Raw genomic sequence first — 14,251 nt, forward strand, 5'->3', positions numbered from 1 at the left:
GCGGAGATTAGCCAAACATCGTTTAAGGCGGCCACTCAGTGAAAAATTCTGGCCTGTCGGCCAACTTAATTTGATCACTTTCGTTAAATAGCTCGCTATTCGCTTATACCCGACACATTTGGCCCGAAAGCTGAGCTTCTTGTGTGATTATCGGTATTTAGCGACTAACTGCTGAAAGATGCCGAAACATCAGGCGCCTGAGCACGCTTAACCAGAACTGCTGGTGCGGTCTCTTTGAGCCCCAAAGCCAGGACTCCAGCAATCACACAAATAGCGCTCATTAACCACAACGGTGCGGATTGGCCAACACTATCTGCCGCAGCGCCTGCTAGCGCCGGTAGAACCCCACCTCCCAATATCTCACCAATACCCATTACAAAACCCAGGGCTGTTGCAATATGGCGCGAATCGACGGTTTCAGAGGGAACGGTGGCCATAAAAAGCGGAAAGATGCCGTTCAATGCCCAACCAAAGAAAAACAACACTGCCAGAATAATAGCCGAGCCATCAAAATACATGGCGCTTAAGGTGAGGATGAGCCCCATAAATGGGGTAATTACCATTACTGGCTTACGACCAATTTTGTCAGAGATACCGCTGACGACGAAGCTTCCGACCGCTGCCGAGATGCCTAAAGTTCCCATCAGCCACCCCATGGCTTCAGCAGAATAACCACGTACACTGGTTAGGTAAATTGGCATGAAAGACCAGCAAGTTACTAAGTATCCAATCAATAACACCGCAATAAGCGAACATAGCAGCATATTTCGATGAGCGAAGACCTCTTTGAGACTTGGGCGCTGACAGGACTGATTCACACCCGTTGCGATAGGTACTGAAGATGCTGTCGGTTCACGCATTAACCACCAGAGGAGTCCAGCGGCTAGAAGACCTGGAAGCCCTGCAAGGAAAAACGCCTCTCGCCAGCCAAAAGCAGAAGCAACAGCCACAAGAACAACCGGCGCAGCAAAAGAACCCAATAAATTTGACCCGAAGTTCTGCATGACCCCCATAGCAATACCCCGCCTTTCAGGAGTAACTTCTATTGCCGTTACTGATTGCGATATAGGCAGGATAGGGCCTTCTGCAACACCCATAAGCAATCTAGCACCGAGAAGCAATAAGAATGAGGTGGCAAGACCTGATAAAAAAGAGCAGAGAGAGAACACAATCGTCGCCATGATCAAAAATATCTTTCTTCGGCCACTTCGATCAGACATTGCACCAAATATTAAACCAGATATTGCCCAGGTGACTGATAACGCAGAGGCTGTTAGGCCTATCTGTAGGTTTGTCAAGGCCAACTCCGGCTGAACAAATGGCATCAGGAAGTTAAGTGCATTCCTGTCAAAAAATACAATGCCAAAGTTAAGGCTCAATAGAGTAACTAAAAGGATTTGATAACGAGTGTTATTGGGCGTGTTAGGCAGGGTAGCTGTATTATTGTTAGTCATGGCTTATTAACACCTTGCATTGATGGGTGCGCTTTTTTAACGCTTCAAATGCGGTTGGCACATTGTTAAGTGGCACGGTCTCGGTGATTAAATGGCGAGGCTCTACAACGCCAGAATCGAGAATATCCAACGCACTTTCGTATTCACGTCGTGAGAAGAAAACGGCAGTTTGAAGGCGTATTTCCTTTGATAAAGCACTAAAGGGTATAAAGCTGTCAGACTTAGTGCATAAACCAAGAAGCAGAATCGTACCGTGCGTGCGAACCTGCTCAATGGCTTGCGCAATGAGACCAGGAACGCCCGCACACTCGAATACTATGTCTGCTGAACCTCCAAGTGACCGCTCTGCAGCTTTAATGGGTTGATATGGATCACAAACAAAACCGGTCGCCCCCATGTCATAGGCACGTTGTTCTTGGTATCGGGTAATATCCTGTATGACAACCGTCTGAGCGCCAAAGCGGCGCGCCCAAAAAGCGACAGCTAACCCGATAGGCCCAGCACCAAGGATGAGGACACGGTCACCAGGTTTCATGCCGGATAGCTGGAGACCATGGAGAGCAACGGCTAAAGGCTCTACAATTGCACCGTCGTCCATGCTTGCATTGAGAGGAAGAGGTACGCACTGGCGCGCAGCGGTGACGGCATATTCACCATATCCCCCTCCCTCCAACGCCATATCTAGACACCAAGCAGGATTCCCAGAACGGCATGCAGCGCAATAACCGCAACTTCGGAAAGGTATAACGGATACAAGATCTCCTATAGATACATCACTGACTTTTCGACCTAAAGCGACTATCTCGCCTGCATATTCGTGACCCAGCACATCGCCAGGACAAATGCCGAAAATGGGATCCTCAGTCATATGGAGATCGGAGCCACAAATTCCACATCGTTTCACCTGGATGACAACCTCATCGTCTCCTGGTGTAGGGTCTGGAAGTTCGCAAACATCTAAAGGCTGGTGTAACCCCTGAAAGACGGCAGCACGCATCAGCCCACCCTCCCAAGAGAAGTGCCTCCGTCAATAACCAATTGAGCACCGGTCATATAGGAAGAGGCGTCAGAGGCTAGGTATAGCGCCAGTGCCTTGATCTGTTCAGGATCAGCGATTTCCCCTAGAGGTACCTTGGCGTTCCAGGCCTGGCGAACTGCTTCGTCTTTCAACCAGCCACCACCAATGTTGGTTACGAAACCGCCGGGCGCGATAGTGTTGACCCGGATCCGGAACTCTGCCAACTCTAAGGCAACTTGACGTACTAAATGGGACACTCCCGCTTTTGCAGGCATGTAAGCAAGCCCGACCACAGGCTCTGTAATAAAGGCAGCATTGGAGGACGTGACAACAATTGATCCTCGACGCCGTGGCTTCATGTATTTAGCTGCCACTCGCAGAGTATTAAAGACCCCCGTCAGATTAATAGAAATTGTTCTATCCCAGCGGGCTGGATCTAAAACGTCAATCTGACCATCTCTATTTCGCCCTCCTGAAGGGTTCCAAAACCCTGCCCCAGGATCGATCCCCGCATTAGCAAAAACAATATCCAAGTTGCCAAACTGGCGGACATGTTCTTCGAAGGCTCGACTGGTCTGCATTCGATCAGCGACATCTAGCTGGACAGCATGAACCTTGCAGCCTTCGTCACGGAGTCTTTGTGCCTCACATTCGGCTGCGTCGATGTTTATATCCGCTAGTGTCACGTTAGCTCCGTTTTCTGCCAACGCTTCGGCATAGGCAAGTCCTAAACCTGAGGCTCCCCCCGTGATCAGGGCTGAACGCCCTTCTACGCTGAATTGCTCTAATACACGCATATCCCACCTCATAGAAATAACTGTTCATTGATGGGGATATTGTGTTCTTCACAATAAGTGACGTAGTGATTGATGAACCAGAAAACATCCAGCGTTTCTGCCCACTCCCCCTTCTCATCGAAGAACTCGTTAGCTCCCTGCATCCAAAATAGAGCTTTCATTCCATTAGCATCGTCGGTCACTAACGTGTGAGCCTGTCCGGGCATTTCCGTTATAAACTCACCAGGCCCGCAAACCCAGTCGTATTCCAAATATCGGAAAGATCCCTCCATTCCTACAGCCCATACCATTCCTCGGTGCTTATGGGTACCAATCACACCAGGGCTTTTAATCCATAAAATATTGCAATAAACATTATTCCTTACATCAAAGGCCAGATGCCGTATAGCTGCATTATCACCAAAAGGAACCCATGGGCTTTCTACCTCAGAGAGCCCTACATAGCTTCCCTCACGCCCAAATCGGTCTTGCATTGCCTTCATTGGTTCAGGAACTTCTACGATACGATAAGCATTACTAGCGGGTGCATTAGCCATTATTGTTCTCACTTTATTTATGGAAACGATGTATTACAGAGAACTATTCAGCAATTGCTATGCCAACTACTCAAAACCTAGACCTTAGTATAAAAAATAAAGTAAAATTCTTATTATGCAAAGGAAGTTAAGAGACTAGACACGACTAAAGTACAACTGAAGGATTGAACAAGACTCGCCAGTATTTAATTAATTTAATATTTTTAATAAAAAAATGAGAAAGACATGACAAAAAAAATGACGCTTTCGAAAATGACAACGCAACCCAATCAAGCGAGCTCTTGTGAGATAGGCCTTGATGATGGAGACCCACCCACTTTACGTGATTTGACAGAGAGGCTGCGCCTTACCCCTAACGATGGAAAAATTTGGTTCGATGATCGCCGCATGGTGCTACTTGGGGCTAATGCATTTGGTGTGTTGCGCAGAGAAATCATTGAATCACTAGGCTTTTCTAGAGCATGCAGCTTGCTGATGCGCGTAGGTTTTTCAGCTGGATCTGCCGACGCAGCTTTTGTACGAAAACATTGGCCACTAAACGATGAAGCTGGTGCGTTGACCGCGGGAGAGCGGTTACATGCGGTCATGGGGATGGTTAAAGTCGAAACGGTACGACGCGACCACGACATCCCGAACGGTATTTTCAATGCCGAGTTCCTTTGGCATGGTTCAATCGAAGCCGCCGAACATATAAATGCGTACGGCCTATCACGTGAACCGGTTTGCTGGATGCAGCTAGGTTATGCCAGCGGCTACGCCAGTGCTTTCTACGGTAAGCGAGTGATATATCGTGAGTTGGAGTGTGCTGGCTGCGGCGGCTCTTTCTGCCGAATCGTAGGTGAGATGACAAATCAAGAAATAGGCAGTACCCATGACCTTAGCTGGCTCACTCCAGGAGAATACCTTGCGCCTGAAGCGCGTAAGTCGTCTCGACAGGCTAACGTGGAAACCACTGGCGTGACGACAGCGTCATCTCCTGCCTCTATCCATGAGAAAATAGATACCCAAAAGATCGTGGGTATTTCAGCAGCAGTCAGTATTGCTTTGCAGAAGATCGAAAGAGTCGCGCCAACGCCAGCCACGGTACTGTTCAATGGAGAATCAGGTGTTGGGAAAGACTTGTTTGCTAACGAGCTTCACCGCAAAAGCAACTTGGCAAACGGCCCCTTTGTCGCCCTTAACTGTGCTGCAATCCCTGACACATTGGTTGAGGCAGAGCTGTTTGGCGTAGAAAAAGGTGCGTTTACAGGTGCAGAAAAAAGTCGACCGGGTCGGTTCGAACGAGCCAATGGGGGCACACTATTTCTTGATGAAATTCCATCATTAAGTTATGAGGCACAAGGTAAGCTTCTTCGCACCCTGCAGAATGGTGAGATAGAAAGAGTCGGTGGTGCACACCCTATTCAAGTTAACGTCAGGGTTGTTGCCGCCTCAAATAAAGATCTTTTCAAGGAAGTGCAGAATGGACTATTCAGAGAGGATCTTTATTACCGCTTAAATGTTTTTCCTATTCGCCTTCCCCCTCTTAGAGAACGCCAGGATGATATCCCCTTATTGATCGAACATTTTTTATACCGCTACTCAAACGTTTATAAAAAAAATATTCCAGGACTCACCCGAAAGGCCAGTGAAGCACTTTTAGACTATAGTTATCCTGGAAATATTCGCGAGCTTCAGAATTTAATAGAACGTGGCGTGATTAACGCGCTAGATTCTGAGCCGCTCAATGTGTTTCATATGTTTGACGACGTTGGCTTTGCCACAAAACTCAATCCCCCTTCAGGCCTCAATATTGATCCCACAGGAGAGCTGGAGGCTGGCACAAGTGGGCCTGATCTATTTGGCCGGGGTAAGCTTGACGATACGCAGAAGAGCGCTAAATATCACAGGAGAAGTGAAGCAGAAATTTTGTCAAATGCACTTTATAAAACAGATGGCAACGTGTCTAAGGCCGCCAGAGAACTAGGCGTAACGAGAGCTAAGCTAGCCTATCGAATTCAAAAAGCTGGATTAGATCCTAGTCTGTTTCGGCACTTGTAAGGAAGCACCTGATCGACCTACCAGCCGACCTCTTGGCAGCATTGCCCTAGGCTCTGTTGACTTTTCAGCGCTGCCATAAGCGAAACGTCAACAGCCCCTAAACTTGAACCCATCGCCAAAACACAAGAGGCTTAATACAGCCAGTGTATCGGTTTACGGCACTTGCAAATCTTTGATCAGCTTATTAAACAGCCTGCCCGCAGGCTACGCCACTCGCCCACGCCCACTGAAAGTTATACCCACCTAGCTCTCCCGTTACATCTAATACTTCTCCGATAAAACGCAACTGTGGTAAGCCTTTAACCTCAAAGGTTTTGGACGAAATCGCGTCGGTATTGACCCCGCCCATGGTTACCTCTGCGGTACGCCAACCTTCTGTTCCAGCTGGTTTCAGTTGCCAAGCGTTGAGTCTTTGCGCCCACTCATCCAATGCGGCATTAGCATACTGGGCCAGGGGCCGCGCCAAATCATGGTCGGGGTACCACTCCAGCAGTGCTTGCGCAAAGCGTTTCGGAAAGCGTTCGCCAAGCCAAGTCGAGAGCTGACGCTTAGGCGTCTCTTGGCGTGCATGGCGCAGGGATTCCGCCACGTTTTCATTAGGCAGCAGATCGATACTAATGCTCTCCCCTGGCTGCCAAACGCTGGATATTTGCAGCATCGCTGGCCCAGACAAGCCGCGGTGGGTAAACAGCATGGGTTCCACAAAGCGGCGACTGCCAGCACTAACAGCCACTGGCACGCTCAAACCAGAGAGCTCAGCTGCGCGCGCTTTCCAGGTATCGCTTAAGGTAAACGGCACCAGCCCGGGTCGCGTAGCGAATACCTCCAAACCAAATTGACGGGCTATGTCGTAGCCAAATCCTGTCGCGCCCATGCTCGGAATGGAAAGCCCACCGCTCGCGATGACGACCACCCCGGCATCGATTTTACCTATCGAAGTCGTTAGACGCATGGCACTGCCCTGTTGCTCCACGCGGGTAACCTGGGTGCTGAGCCTGATTTCAGCCCCAGCCCACTCACACTCGGTTAGTAACGTATGGACAATATCTTTAGCCGAGGTTGCACAAAATAGTTGCCCCGGCGTTTTCTCAACATGTTCAACGCCATGGCGCTCGACCAGCTCAACAAAGTGCTCAGGTCGGTAACGTTTGAGCGCCGAAATACAAAAGTAAGGGTTTGAAGAGTAAAAGTGCTGTGGCGTTGTGCCAAGATTGGTAAAGTTGCAGCGGCCCCCTCCGGACATGAGAATCTTCTTGCCCGCTTTGTTAGCATGATCAAGCACTAAGACCCGCTTTCCGGCATAGCCCGCTTGCGCTGCGCACATTAAGCCTGCGGCGCCAGCACCGATGATGACAACGTCATAGATCATAATGGACAGCTCATATTGAGAGCGACTCCCGTCGTAAAAGGCAGGTATTCTAACAGGGTCGCACTTAAAAATTATTATGCGGATACAATTACCATATACAATAACTGTATAAATATTATCTAACGCTGAGAACACTATGCTTTTGCCCTTTCATCGACGACGGCTGTTGCAACTCGCACTCGTGCCTCTCACTCTTCTGCTTTCCAGCGTAGCGCTCGCCCAATCGGCGCCGTCAGTCATAGGCACCCGGGCGATCATGACGACCTGGTCGGATCCAATAGAAGCCTTGGGCACCCTCCGTGCCGATGAGAGCGTCACACTATCGGCTACCGTCACGGATATCGTTGCCGAGATCAATTTCCGTGACGGCGAGCAGGTCGAAGAAGGCCAGTTGCTTATTCGTCTGGAGGATGCCGAGGAGCAGGCGCAGCTGAGGGCGTCCCAGGCACTTCGCGAAGAGCGGCGTAATGCGTCAAATCGCGCTTCCCAGTTGCAAGAGCGCAACCTGGCGGCTCGGGCCGATGTAGAAGATAGCCAATCACGGCTGCGCCAGGCAGATGCCGATATTCAAGCGATTGAAGCGGAGTTGGCCAATTACCAGATAAAAGCCCCCTTTAGTGGCCGTGTCGGCTTTCGCAATATCAGTGTTGGCGCCCTGGTCACTCCAGGCATGGATCTGGTGACGCTCGATAAATTGGATGTTATGCAGTTAGATTTCAGCGTCCCCGAAGTATTTCTCGACCGCCTCTCACCAGGCTTGATGCTCAATGCCACAACTGCCGCCTACCCTGACGCCCTCTTTAGCGGTGAAATTGCCACCATCGGCACACGGGTGGATCCAGTCACGCGCAGCGTAAGCATCCGCGCTGATCTCGAGAATACCGATGGCCGCTTGCGGCCTGGCATGCTGATGGAAGTGATCGTTCAACAGCACGTACGCGATACGGTTGTTATCCCTGAGGCGGCCATTGAGCCTAGCGGTGACCGTCACTTCGTGATGTTAATTGAACAGAGTGAAGGCAGCACACGCTTGGCACGGCGTGAAGTGGTGATCGGCGAGCGCCGCAATGGCGAGGTGGAAATTCTCGAGGGACTCGCCGCCAACGATTTAATTGTCTTTCATGGCCTACAGCTGGCCCGTGACGGGCAAGAAGCCAGGTTAATCGGGATCGCCGATGACGAGACCGGTATACGAGCGCTGTTGGAGGCCGACCGCTAATGCGTTTATCGGATATCTCTGTTCAGCGGCCGGTATTGGCGATGGTAATCGCGGCGCTGATTATTGCCTTTGGCCTGCTGGCACTCAATCGTCTGCCGCTGCAAGAGTACCCCACCATCGACCCGCCAGTGGTCACCATCGATACCCGCTACCCCGGAGCCTCGGCCAGCGTCGTCGAAACACGGATTACCCAAGTATTAGAAGACCGCATTGCTGGCGTTGAAGGCATTGAGCTGATTACCTCGCAAAGCGAGGATGGACGCTCTCAGATCGAGATCGAATTTGGCATTGATATGGATATCAATGCCGCCGCCAATGATATTCGCGACCGCATCTCCGGCGCGCTGCGCAACCTACCCGACGACGCTGACAACCCAGAGGTCACCAAAGCCGATAGCAGCGAAGAAGTGGTGGTTTGGTTAAGCCTTTCCGGAAACGACTATTCCATTACTGAGCTAACCGACTACGCTAACCGCTTTTTGGTCGACAGCCTCTCCGTTCAGCCAGGGGTAGCACGGGTGCGTGTCGGCGGCGGCAGTGACTACGCCATGCGCGTGTGGCTGGATCGCAATGCCTTGGCCGCACGGGGACTCACCGTTAGCGATATCGAAGACGCACTGCGGGCAGAGAACGTAGAGCTACCGGCAGGCTCGCTTGAATCCAAGGATCGGCAGTTTATTGTCCGCCTCCCCCGTAGTTTTGCCAGTGCCGAAGATTTTCAGCGCCTCGCCCTCAGCTCTCCTCAAAACCAGGAGGAAAACGGCTATCTGGTGCGCCTTGCTGACGTAGCAAGAGTAGAGGTCGGCGCGGTGGAGGATCGTTCTGTCTTCCGCTCTAACGGCATCCCCATGGTCGGCCTGGGTATGATCATGCAGTCGACGGCCAATGTGATAGAGCTCTCTGAAGCCGTTCAGGTCGAACTTGAACGCCTACAAGGTACCCTGCCTGAAGGGATGTCACTGAGCCTGAACTACGACGCCTCGCTGTTCGTCTCCGGGGCGATTGAGCAGGTCGTTATGACGCTGTTTATCGCCATGGGCTTGGTGGTGGTGGTGATCTTTATGTTTTTGGGCAATTTGCGCACCACCCTGGTACCCGCGGTGACCGTTCCGATTGCCGTTATTGGCGCCTTTACTGCTCTGGCAGCGATGAATTTCTCAATTAACCTGCTAACTCTGCTGGCGCTGGTGCTGGCGATCGGTCTGATTGTCGATGATGCCATCGTCGTGCTTGAAAATATTAACCGGCGTATGCACGACTACGGCGAGACGCCGCTAGTCGCCGCCTTTCGAGGTACCCGGCAAATCGCCTTTGCAGTCATCGCCACCACCCTAGTGTTGGTGGCGGTTTTCTTGCCACTCAGTATGTTGCAAGGCGATATTGGCCGACTATTTTCCGAGTTCGCGCTAACCATGGCCGCTGCGGTAGTGGTCTCTACTCTGCTAGCACTGACGCTTACGCCGATGATGGCGTCTAAAATTCTTAAGCCGGGCATGCACGAAAGCCGGATTGGCAAGGCTGTGCAGTGGCTGCTCAGCGGCACACAGCGCCGCTATCAGGCCACGTTAGAGTGGATGCTCAAAATGCGCTGGCTGGTGGTCGCGGCGTTTGTATTATTGATTGGCGCCACCGCCTGGCTGGCCACGGTACTGCCCAACGAATACACGCCTCAAGAGGATCGCGGTAACTTTATCGTATTAGTGAATGGCCCTGAAGGCGCCACCTTCGACTACATGATGGACTACATGGATGAGATCGAAGCGCGGATGACGCCACTGGTGGAGAGCGGTGAGTTGGAGCGCGTAGTCGTTCGCGCCCCTCGTGGCTACGGCAACATAGAGAATTTCAATAGCGGCTTTATTATCGTCAATATGGCCGACTGGGGCAGCCGACGCAGTGCCTGGGAGATCATGGGCGAAGTACGCGAAAAGCTGCGTACGTTGCCGGGGGTACAAGCCTTCCCGGTGATGCGCCAGGGGTTTGGGCAGCGTACCCAAAAGCCGGTGCAGTTTGTACTGGGCGGTGGGACTTACGAAGAGCTTGCCCGCTGGCGCGATACGCTGATCGATCATGTGCGCGAAAACAACCCGCGCTTGATGGCACTAGAGAGCAACTACAACGAAACCCAGCCACAGCTAAGAGTCGATATTGACTACGAGCGTGCCGCTTCGTTGGGCGTTACGGTTACCGAGATCGGCAGAACGCTTGAAGTGCTGTTAGGTGGCCGTAACGTCACTCGCTATGTTGATGATGGTGAAGAGTACGACGTCATTTTGGAAGGTGACCGCGGCAGTCAAAACAGCCCGAGGGCGTTGGATAACATTCAGGTTCGATCCGCTCGCACAGGTGAACTAATCCCCCTGGCCAGTTTGGTCACCCTCTCCGACTTTGCTGGCGCCAGCACTTTGAACCGCTTTGACCGTATACGGGCGATTACCATTGAAGCCAACCTGGCGGATAGCTACCCCCTTGGCGAAGCTTTGACCTATTTAGAGCAGAGCGCCGCGGAGCTACTGCCGGAAGAGGCGCAAACCAATGTGGCAGGCGCATCACGGGACTTCCAGCAGGCCAGTGGCGCCACCGCGTTCTTGTTAATACTGGGCGCGCTTGTGGTCTTTTTGGTGTTAGCAGCGCAGTTCGAAAGCCTGATTCACCCCTTTGTGATAATGCTTACGGTGCCGCTCGCGATGAGCGGTGCGCTACTCGCCCTGCTACTAAGCGGTCAATCGCTTAATATCTATAGCCAAGTAGGCTTGGTGCTGTTGATTGGACTAGCGGCGAAAAACGGCATCTTAATTGTCGAGTTTGCCAACCAGTTGCGCGATGAGGGTAAAGCCTTCCGTGCGGCGTTGATTGAAGCCTCTGTGACGCGTTTAAGACCCATCTTAATGACCGCTGTGACCACCATGGCCGGCGCCATTCCGCTGATTGTCTCGACAGGGCCGGGGTCTGAGTCTCGCCTGGTTATCGGCACCGTGATTATGGCGGGGCTCGGCTCGGCAACGCTGTTTACGCTGTTTGTAGTGCCTGTGGCTTACGACTTGCTGGCGCGCCACACCGGTTCGCCTGGGGCAGTGAAAAGGCGGTTAGAGGAGGAAATTGCTAATGCACCATCTGACTGATGTCATTGCCAACGCAGCGAAGCAATCTGGTTTTTAGAGGCCACCGCACGCTTGAGATTGCCGCGTCGCTGCGCTCCTCGCAATGACGACCTCAATGAAAAAGGGTGCCTGTTGGCACCCTTTGAAAAGAGAGCTAGCGATTACTCACACTCGCCAAGATACTCGCCTTCAATCACGGTATTCATGCTCAGCTCACCCATGGGGGACTGGGTAAGGATATCGACGCTGCCTTCGATACGATCGCCCATAAAACGCATTTCGCCATCGATGGTGGCTTCGCCACCCTCAGCGCGACACACCATGCTGTAGCTGAGACCGTCCGCATTCAGCTCCTGGTCGAGCAGCTCGCAGCCTTCTTCTTCCTCGATGAAGCCAAATTCAGCTCCCTCAAGCTCTTCCTGACTAATACACTGGCGCTCGGTTTCCGTTTGATCCGGAATTTCCATTTCGCCGGTGACGCTGGTTTTGCTCACAAACTCCCACTCACCAGCGGTGACATTGGGGGTTTCAGCCAACGCGACCATCGGAAAGGCCACTAGGGCCGCTACTGCCATGTTACGTAACATCATCGCTACTCTCGCTGCGTTGCTTTGGGAACTTAAATCCTGGGATATCCTACCTGATTCAATCCTACGATGCCCTACCCGACGACCACACTGCTACACTCATTGGGTAAGAAACTGATTTAGCGCATCCGCTATACAAGGTAGCCAACAATGCAAGACGACGCCCTGGTCAATTATGACTTCCACTGCCCCTACTGCGATTCGCCGCTGACCTTTCTGATTGATACGTCACAGGGCAGCCATGATACCTGGGAGGATTGCCATCAATGCTGCGCGCCCATCCAGCTACAGATCATCGTCTCACCGGTGACCGGAGAACTCGATAGCGTCGTCGCCGGGCGCGACGACGACGTTCTATAGTTTGATTTAAACTTCTCGTAGAGCAGCCTTCCGCCGGGTCTCATTACGTCGCATAAGAAACCACGCCAACAGTGTCGCCAGCGATACCGTTAGGATGATCAATGTAGCAAGCGCATTGATCTTCGGCGACACCCCCATACGCACCGAAGAAAACACCACCATCGGCAGCGTATTGGCCCCTGGCCCGGAAACAAAGCTGGCGATCACCAGGTCATCCAGGGAGAGGGTAAACGCCAGCAGCCAGCCTGCAGCCAGCGCGGGGGTAATGATCGGCAGCGTGATAGAAAAGAAGGTTTTCACTGGAGGTGAGCCCAAATCCATGGCGGCCTCTTCAATGGAGTGATCCACTTCCCGCAGCCGCGCAGCCACCACGACAGCCACATAGGCACTGCAAAAGGTGGTGTGAGCAATCCAAATGGTTGCCATGCCCCGATCGGCTGGCCAGCCGGTAATCTGCGCCATCTGCACAAATAGTAGCAGCAGCGAAAGACCGGTGATGACTTCGGGCATTACCAGCGGCGCCGTGACCATGCTCGACAGCGCCGTTTTACCACGGAAGTGGCCATAGCGTGTCATTACAAAGGCTGCCACGGTGCCCAGGCAAACCGCCATGCTGGCCGCGAAAAACGCGATGCGCAGGCTCGTCCATACCGCCGACAAAATCTGCTGATCACGAAACAGCTCGCCGTACCACTGGGTGGAGAACCCCGCCCACACCGTGACCAGTTTCGAGGCGTTAAACGAATACACCACCAGCACAAACATTGGCAGGTAAAGAAACAGCAGGCCAAGCACCAGCATGACCGTTGAGAAGCTCGGCCGTCGCATGCTCATTATTCAAGCTCCTTGGACTGGTAACGATGAAACCAGACTATCGGCACCAGTAACAGCAGTAGCATCACCATGGCCAGCGCCGACGCCACGGGCCAGTCGCGGTTGAGAAAGAACTCCTCCCACAGCACTTTGCCGATCATTAGCGTATCAGGGCCGCCCAGCAGTTCAGGAATCACAAACTCCCCTACCGCAGGTATGAACACCAGCATCGAACCGGCCACAATGCCGCCCGTAGAGAGCGGCAAGGTGACTTTGATAAAGGTATTGAACTTGCGCGAGCCAAGATCTGCAGCGGCCTCTAACAACGAGTTATCCATGCGCGTTAAGTGGGCATATAGCGGCAGCACCATGAACGGCAAGTAGGCATAAACAATGCCAATAGTTACTGAAAACTGGGTATTCATCATGCGCAGCGGCGAATCAATCAGGCCCATCCCTATCAACAGGTTATTGATTAACCCACTGTTGCTTAGAATTCCCATCCAGGCATAGACACGAATCAAAAACGACGTCCATGACGGCAACATGACCAGCAGCAGTAACAACAGTTGCCAGCGGGCCGGGGCTCGGGCCATGGCATACGCCATCGGATAACCGAGCAACAAACAGGCCAGCGTGGCAATAAACGCCGTTTTCACTGAGCCCCAATAGGCGGCGATATACAACGAATCTGAGAGCAGAAAGAGATAATTGCCCAGATTAAGAAAGACATGCAGCGTCTGATCGGCGTACTCAAGCAGCGGGCCATAGGGCGGAATCGCAATCGCCGCTTCGGAGAGGCTGATTTTGAGCACCAGCGCAAAGGGCAGTAAAAAAAACAGCATCAGCCACACGAGCGGAAACGCGATCACTGCTCGGCGCCCCAGCTGCAAGCGTTTGAGCAGTGCTGAAGAACGAGATAACTTCATTAAAGGCAGTCTCCTCGCGGTAAGGAAT

At 52.3% G+C, this 14,251-nt stretch carries 12 protein-coding genes; 4 read left to right on the forward strand and 8 right to left on the reverse strand.

Annotated elements, in window-relative coordinates:
• Positions 1-164 precede the first annotated feature (164 nt).
• The 4 genes from LMS44_RS14660 to LMS44_RS14675 are packed head-to-tail and all read right to left on the reverse strand — an operon-like array spanning position 165 to position 3,805.
• Positions 165-1,454, reverse strand: coding sequence for an MFS transporter (locus LMS44_RS14660; RefSeq protein WP_009287972.1), 1,290 nt, complete (start codon positions 1,452-1,454; stop codon positions 165-167).
• Positions 1,447-2,451, reverse strand: a complete 1,005-nt coding sequence (locus LMS44_RS14665) for an alcohol dehydrogenase catalytic domain-containing protein (protein WP_009287971.1) — start codon at positions 2,449-2,451, stop codon at positions 1,447-1,449. The genes LMS44_RS14660 and LMS44_RS14665 overlap by 8 nt, the downstream gene beginning before the upstream one ends.
• Positions 2,451-3,269, reverse strand: a complete 819-nt coding sequence (locus LMS44_RS14670) for an SDR family NAD(P)-dependent oxidoreductase (RefSeq protein WP_027958417.1) — start codon at positions 3,267-3,269, stop codon at positions 2,451-2,453. Before LMS44_RS14670 ends, LMS44_RS14665 begins: the two co-directional genes overlap by 1 nt.
• 8 nt (positions 3,270-3,277) lie before the next feature.
• On the reverse strand, positions 3,278-3,805 hold the full coding sequence (locus tag LMS44_RS14675; RefSeq protein ID WP_022522783.1) for a 2,4'-dihydroxyacetophenone dioxygenase family protein: 528 nt from the start codon (positions 3,803-3,805) through the stop codon (positions 3,278-3,280).
• A gap of 225 nt (positions 3,806-4,030) precedes the next feature.
• Here LMS44_RS14675 and LMS44_RS14680 point away from each other — a divergent pair, with 225 nt between their 5' ends.
• Positions 4,031-5,845, forward strand: coding sequence for a sigma-54-dependent Fis family transcriptional regulator (locus LMS44_RS14680; protein ID WP_161463660.1), 1,815 nt, complete (start codon positions 4,031-4,033; stop codon positions 5,843-5,845).
• Positions 5,846-6,029: 184 nt separating this feature from the next.
• Here LMS44_RS14680 and LMS44_RS14685 read toward each other — a convergent pair whose 3' ends face one another.
• Positions 6,030-7,214: a BaiN/RdsA family NAD(P)/FAD-dependent oxidoreductase gene (locus LMS44_RS14685; RefSeq protein WP_161463661.1), complete on the reverse strand. Its 1,185-nt coding sequence runs from the start codon at positions 7,212-7,214 to the stop codon at positions 6,030-6,032.
• Between the two features lie 136 nt (positions 7,215-7,350).
• Here LMS44_RS14685 and LMS44_RS14690 point away from each other — a divergent pair, with 136 nt between their 5' ends.
• The gene (locus LMS44_RS14690) at positions 7,351-8,433 is read left to right on the forward strand and encodes an efflux RND transporter periplasmic adaptor subunit (RefSeq protein ID WP_161463662.1); all 1,083 of its coding nucleotides are present in this window, start codon (positions 7,351-7,353) and stop codon (positions 8,431-8,433) included.
• Positions 8,433-11,555, forward strand: a complete 3,123-nt coding sequence (locus tag LMS44_RS14695; RefSeq protein ID WP_027958414.1) for an efflux RND transporter permease subunit — start codon at positions 8,433-8,435, stop codon at positions 11,553-11,555. The genes LMS44_RS14690 and LMS44_RS14695 overlap by 1 nt, the downstream gene beginning before the upstream one ends.
• Before the next feature lie 140 nt (positions 11,556-11,695).
• On the opposite strand, the gene LMS44_RS14700 is transcribed toward LMS44_RS14695, so the two are convergent.
• The gene (locus LMS44_RS14700) at positions 11,696-12,124 is read right to left on the reverse strand and encodes a DUF3617 domain-containing protein (RefSeq protein ID WP_161463663.1); all 429 of its coding nucleotides are present in this window, start codon (positions 12,122-12,124) and stop codon (positions 11,696-11,698) included.
• A gap of 147 nt (positions 12,125-12,271) precedes the next feature.
• Here LMS44_RS14700 and LMS44_RS14705 point away from each other — a divergent pair, with 147 nt between their 5' ends.
• Positions 12,272-12,481, forward strand: a complete 210-nt coding sequence (locus LMS44_RS14705) for a zinc ribbon domain-containing protein (protein ID WP_027958413.1) — start codon at positions 12,272-12,274, stop codon at positions 12,479-12,481.
• A 6-nt stretch (positions 12,482-12,487) separates the two neighbouring features.
• Here the strand turns inward: LMS44_RS14705 and LMS44_RS14710 are convergent, their stop codons facing one another.
• Positions 12,488-13,315 carry an ABC transporter permease subunit gene (locus LMS44_RS14710; RefSeq protein ID WP_027958412.1) on the reverse strand — a complete coding sequence of 276 codons (828 nt, stop codon included), beginning with the start codon at positions 13,313-13,315 and terminating at the stop codon, positions 12,488-12,490.
• On the reverse strand, positions 13,315-14,223 hold the full coding sequence (locus LMS44_RS14715; protein ID WP_161463664.1) for an ABC transporter permease subunit: 909 nt from the start codon (positions 14,221-14,223) through the stop codon (positions 13,315-13,317). Before LMS44_RS14715 ends, LMS44_RS14710 begins: the two co-directional genes overlap by 1 nt.
• Positions 14,224-14,251: the final 28 nt, after the last annotated feature.

This window comes from Halomonas profundus, assembly GCF_020865425.1.
GTDB lineage: Bacteria > Pseudomonadota > Gammaproteobacteria > Pseudomonadales > Halomonadaceae > Vreelandella > Vreelandella titanicae.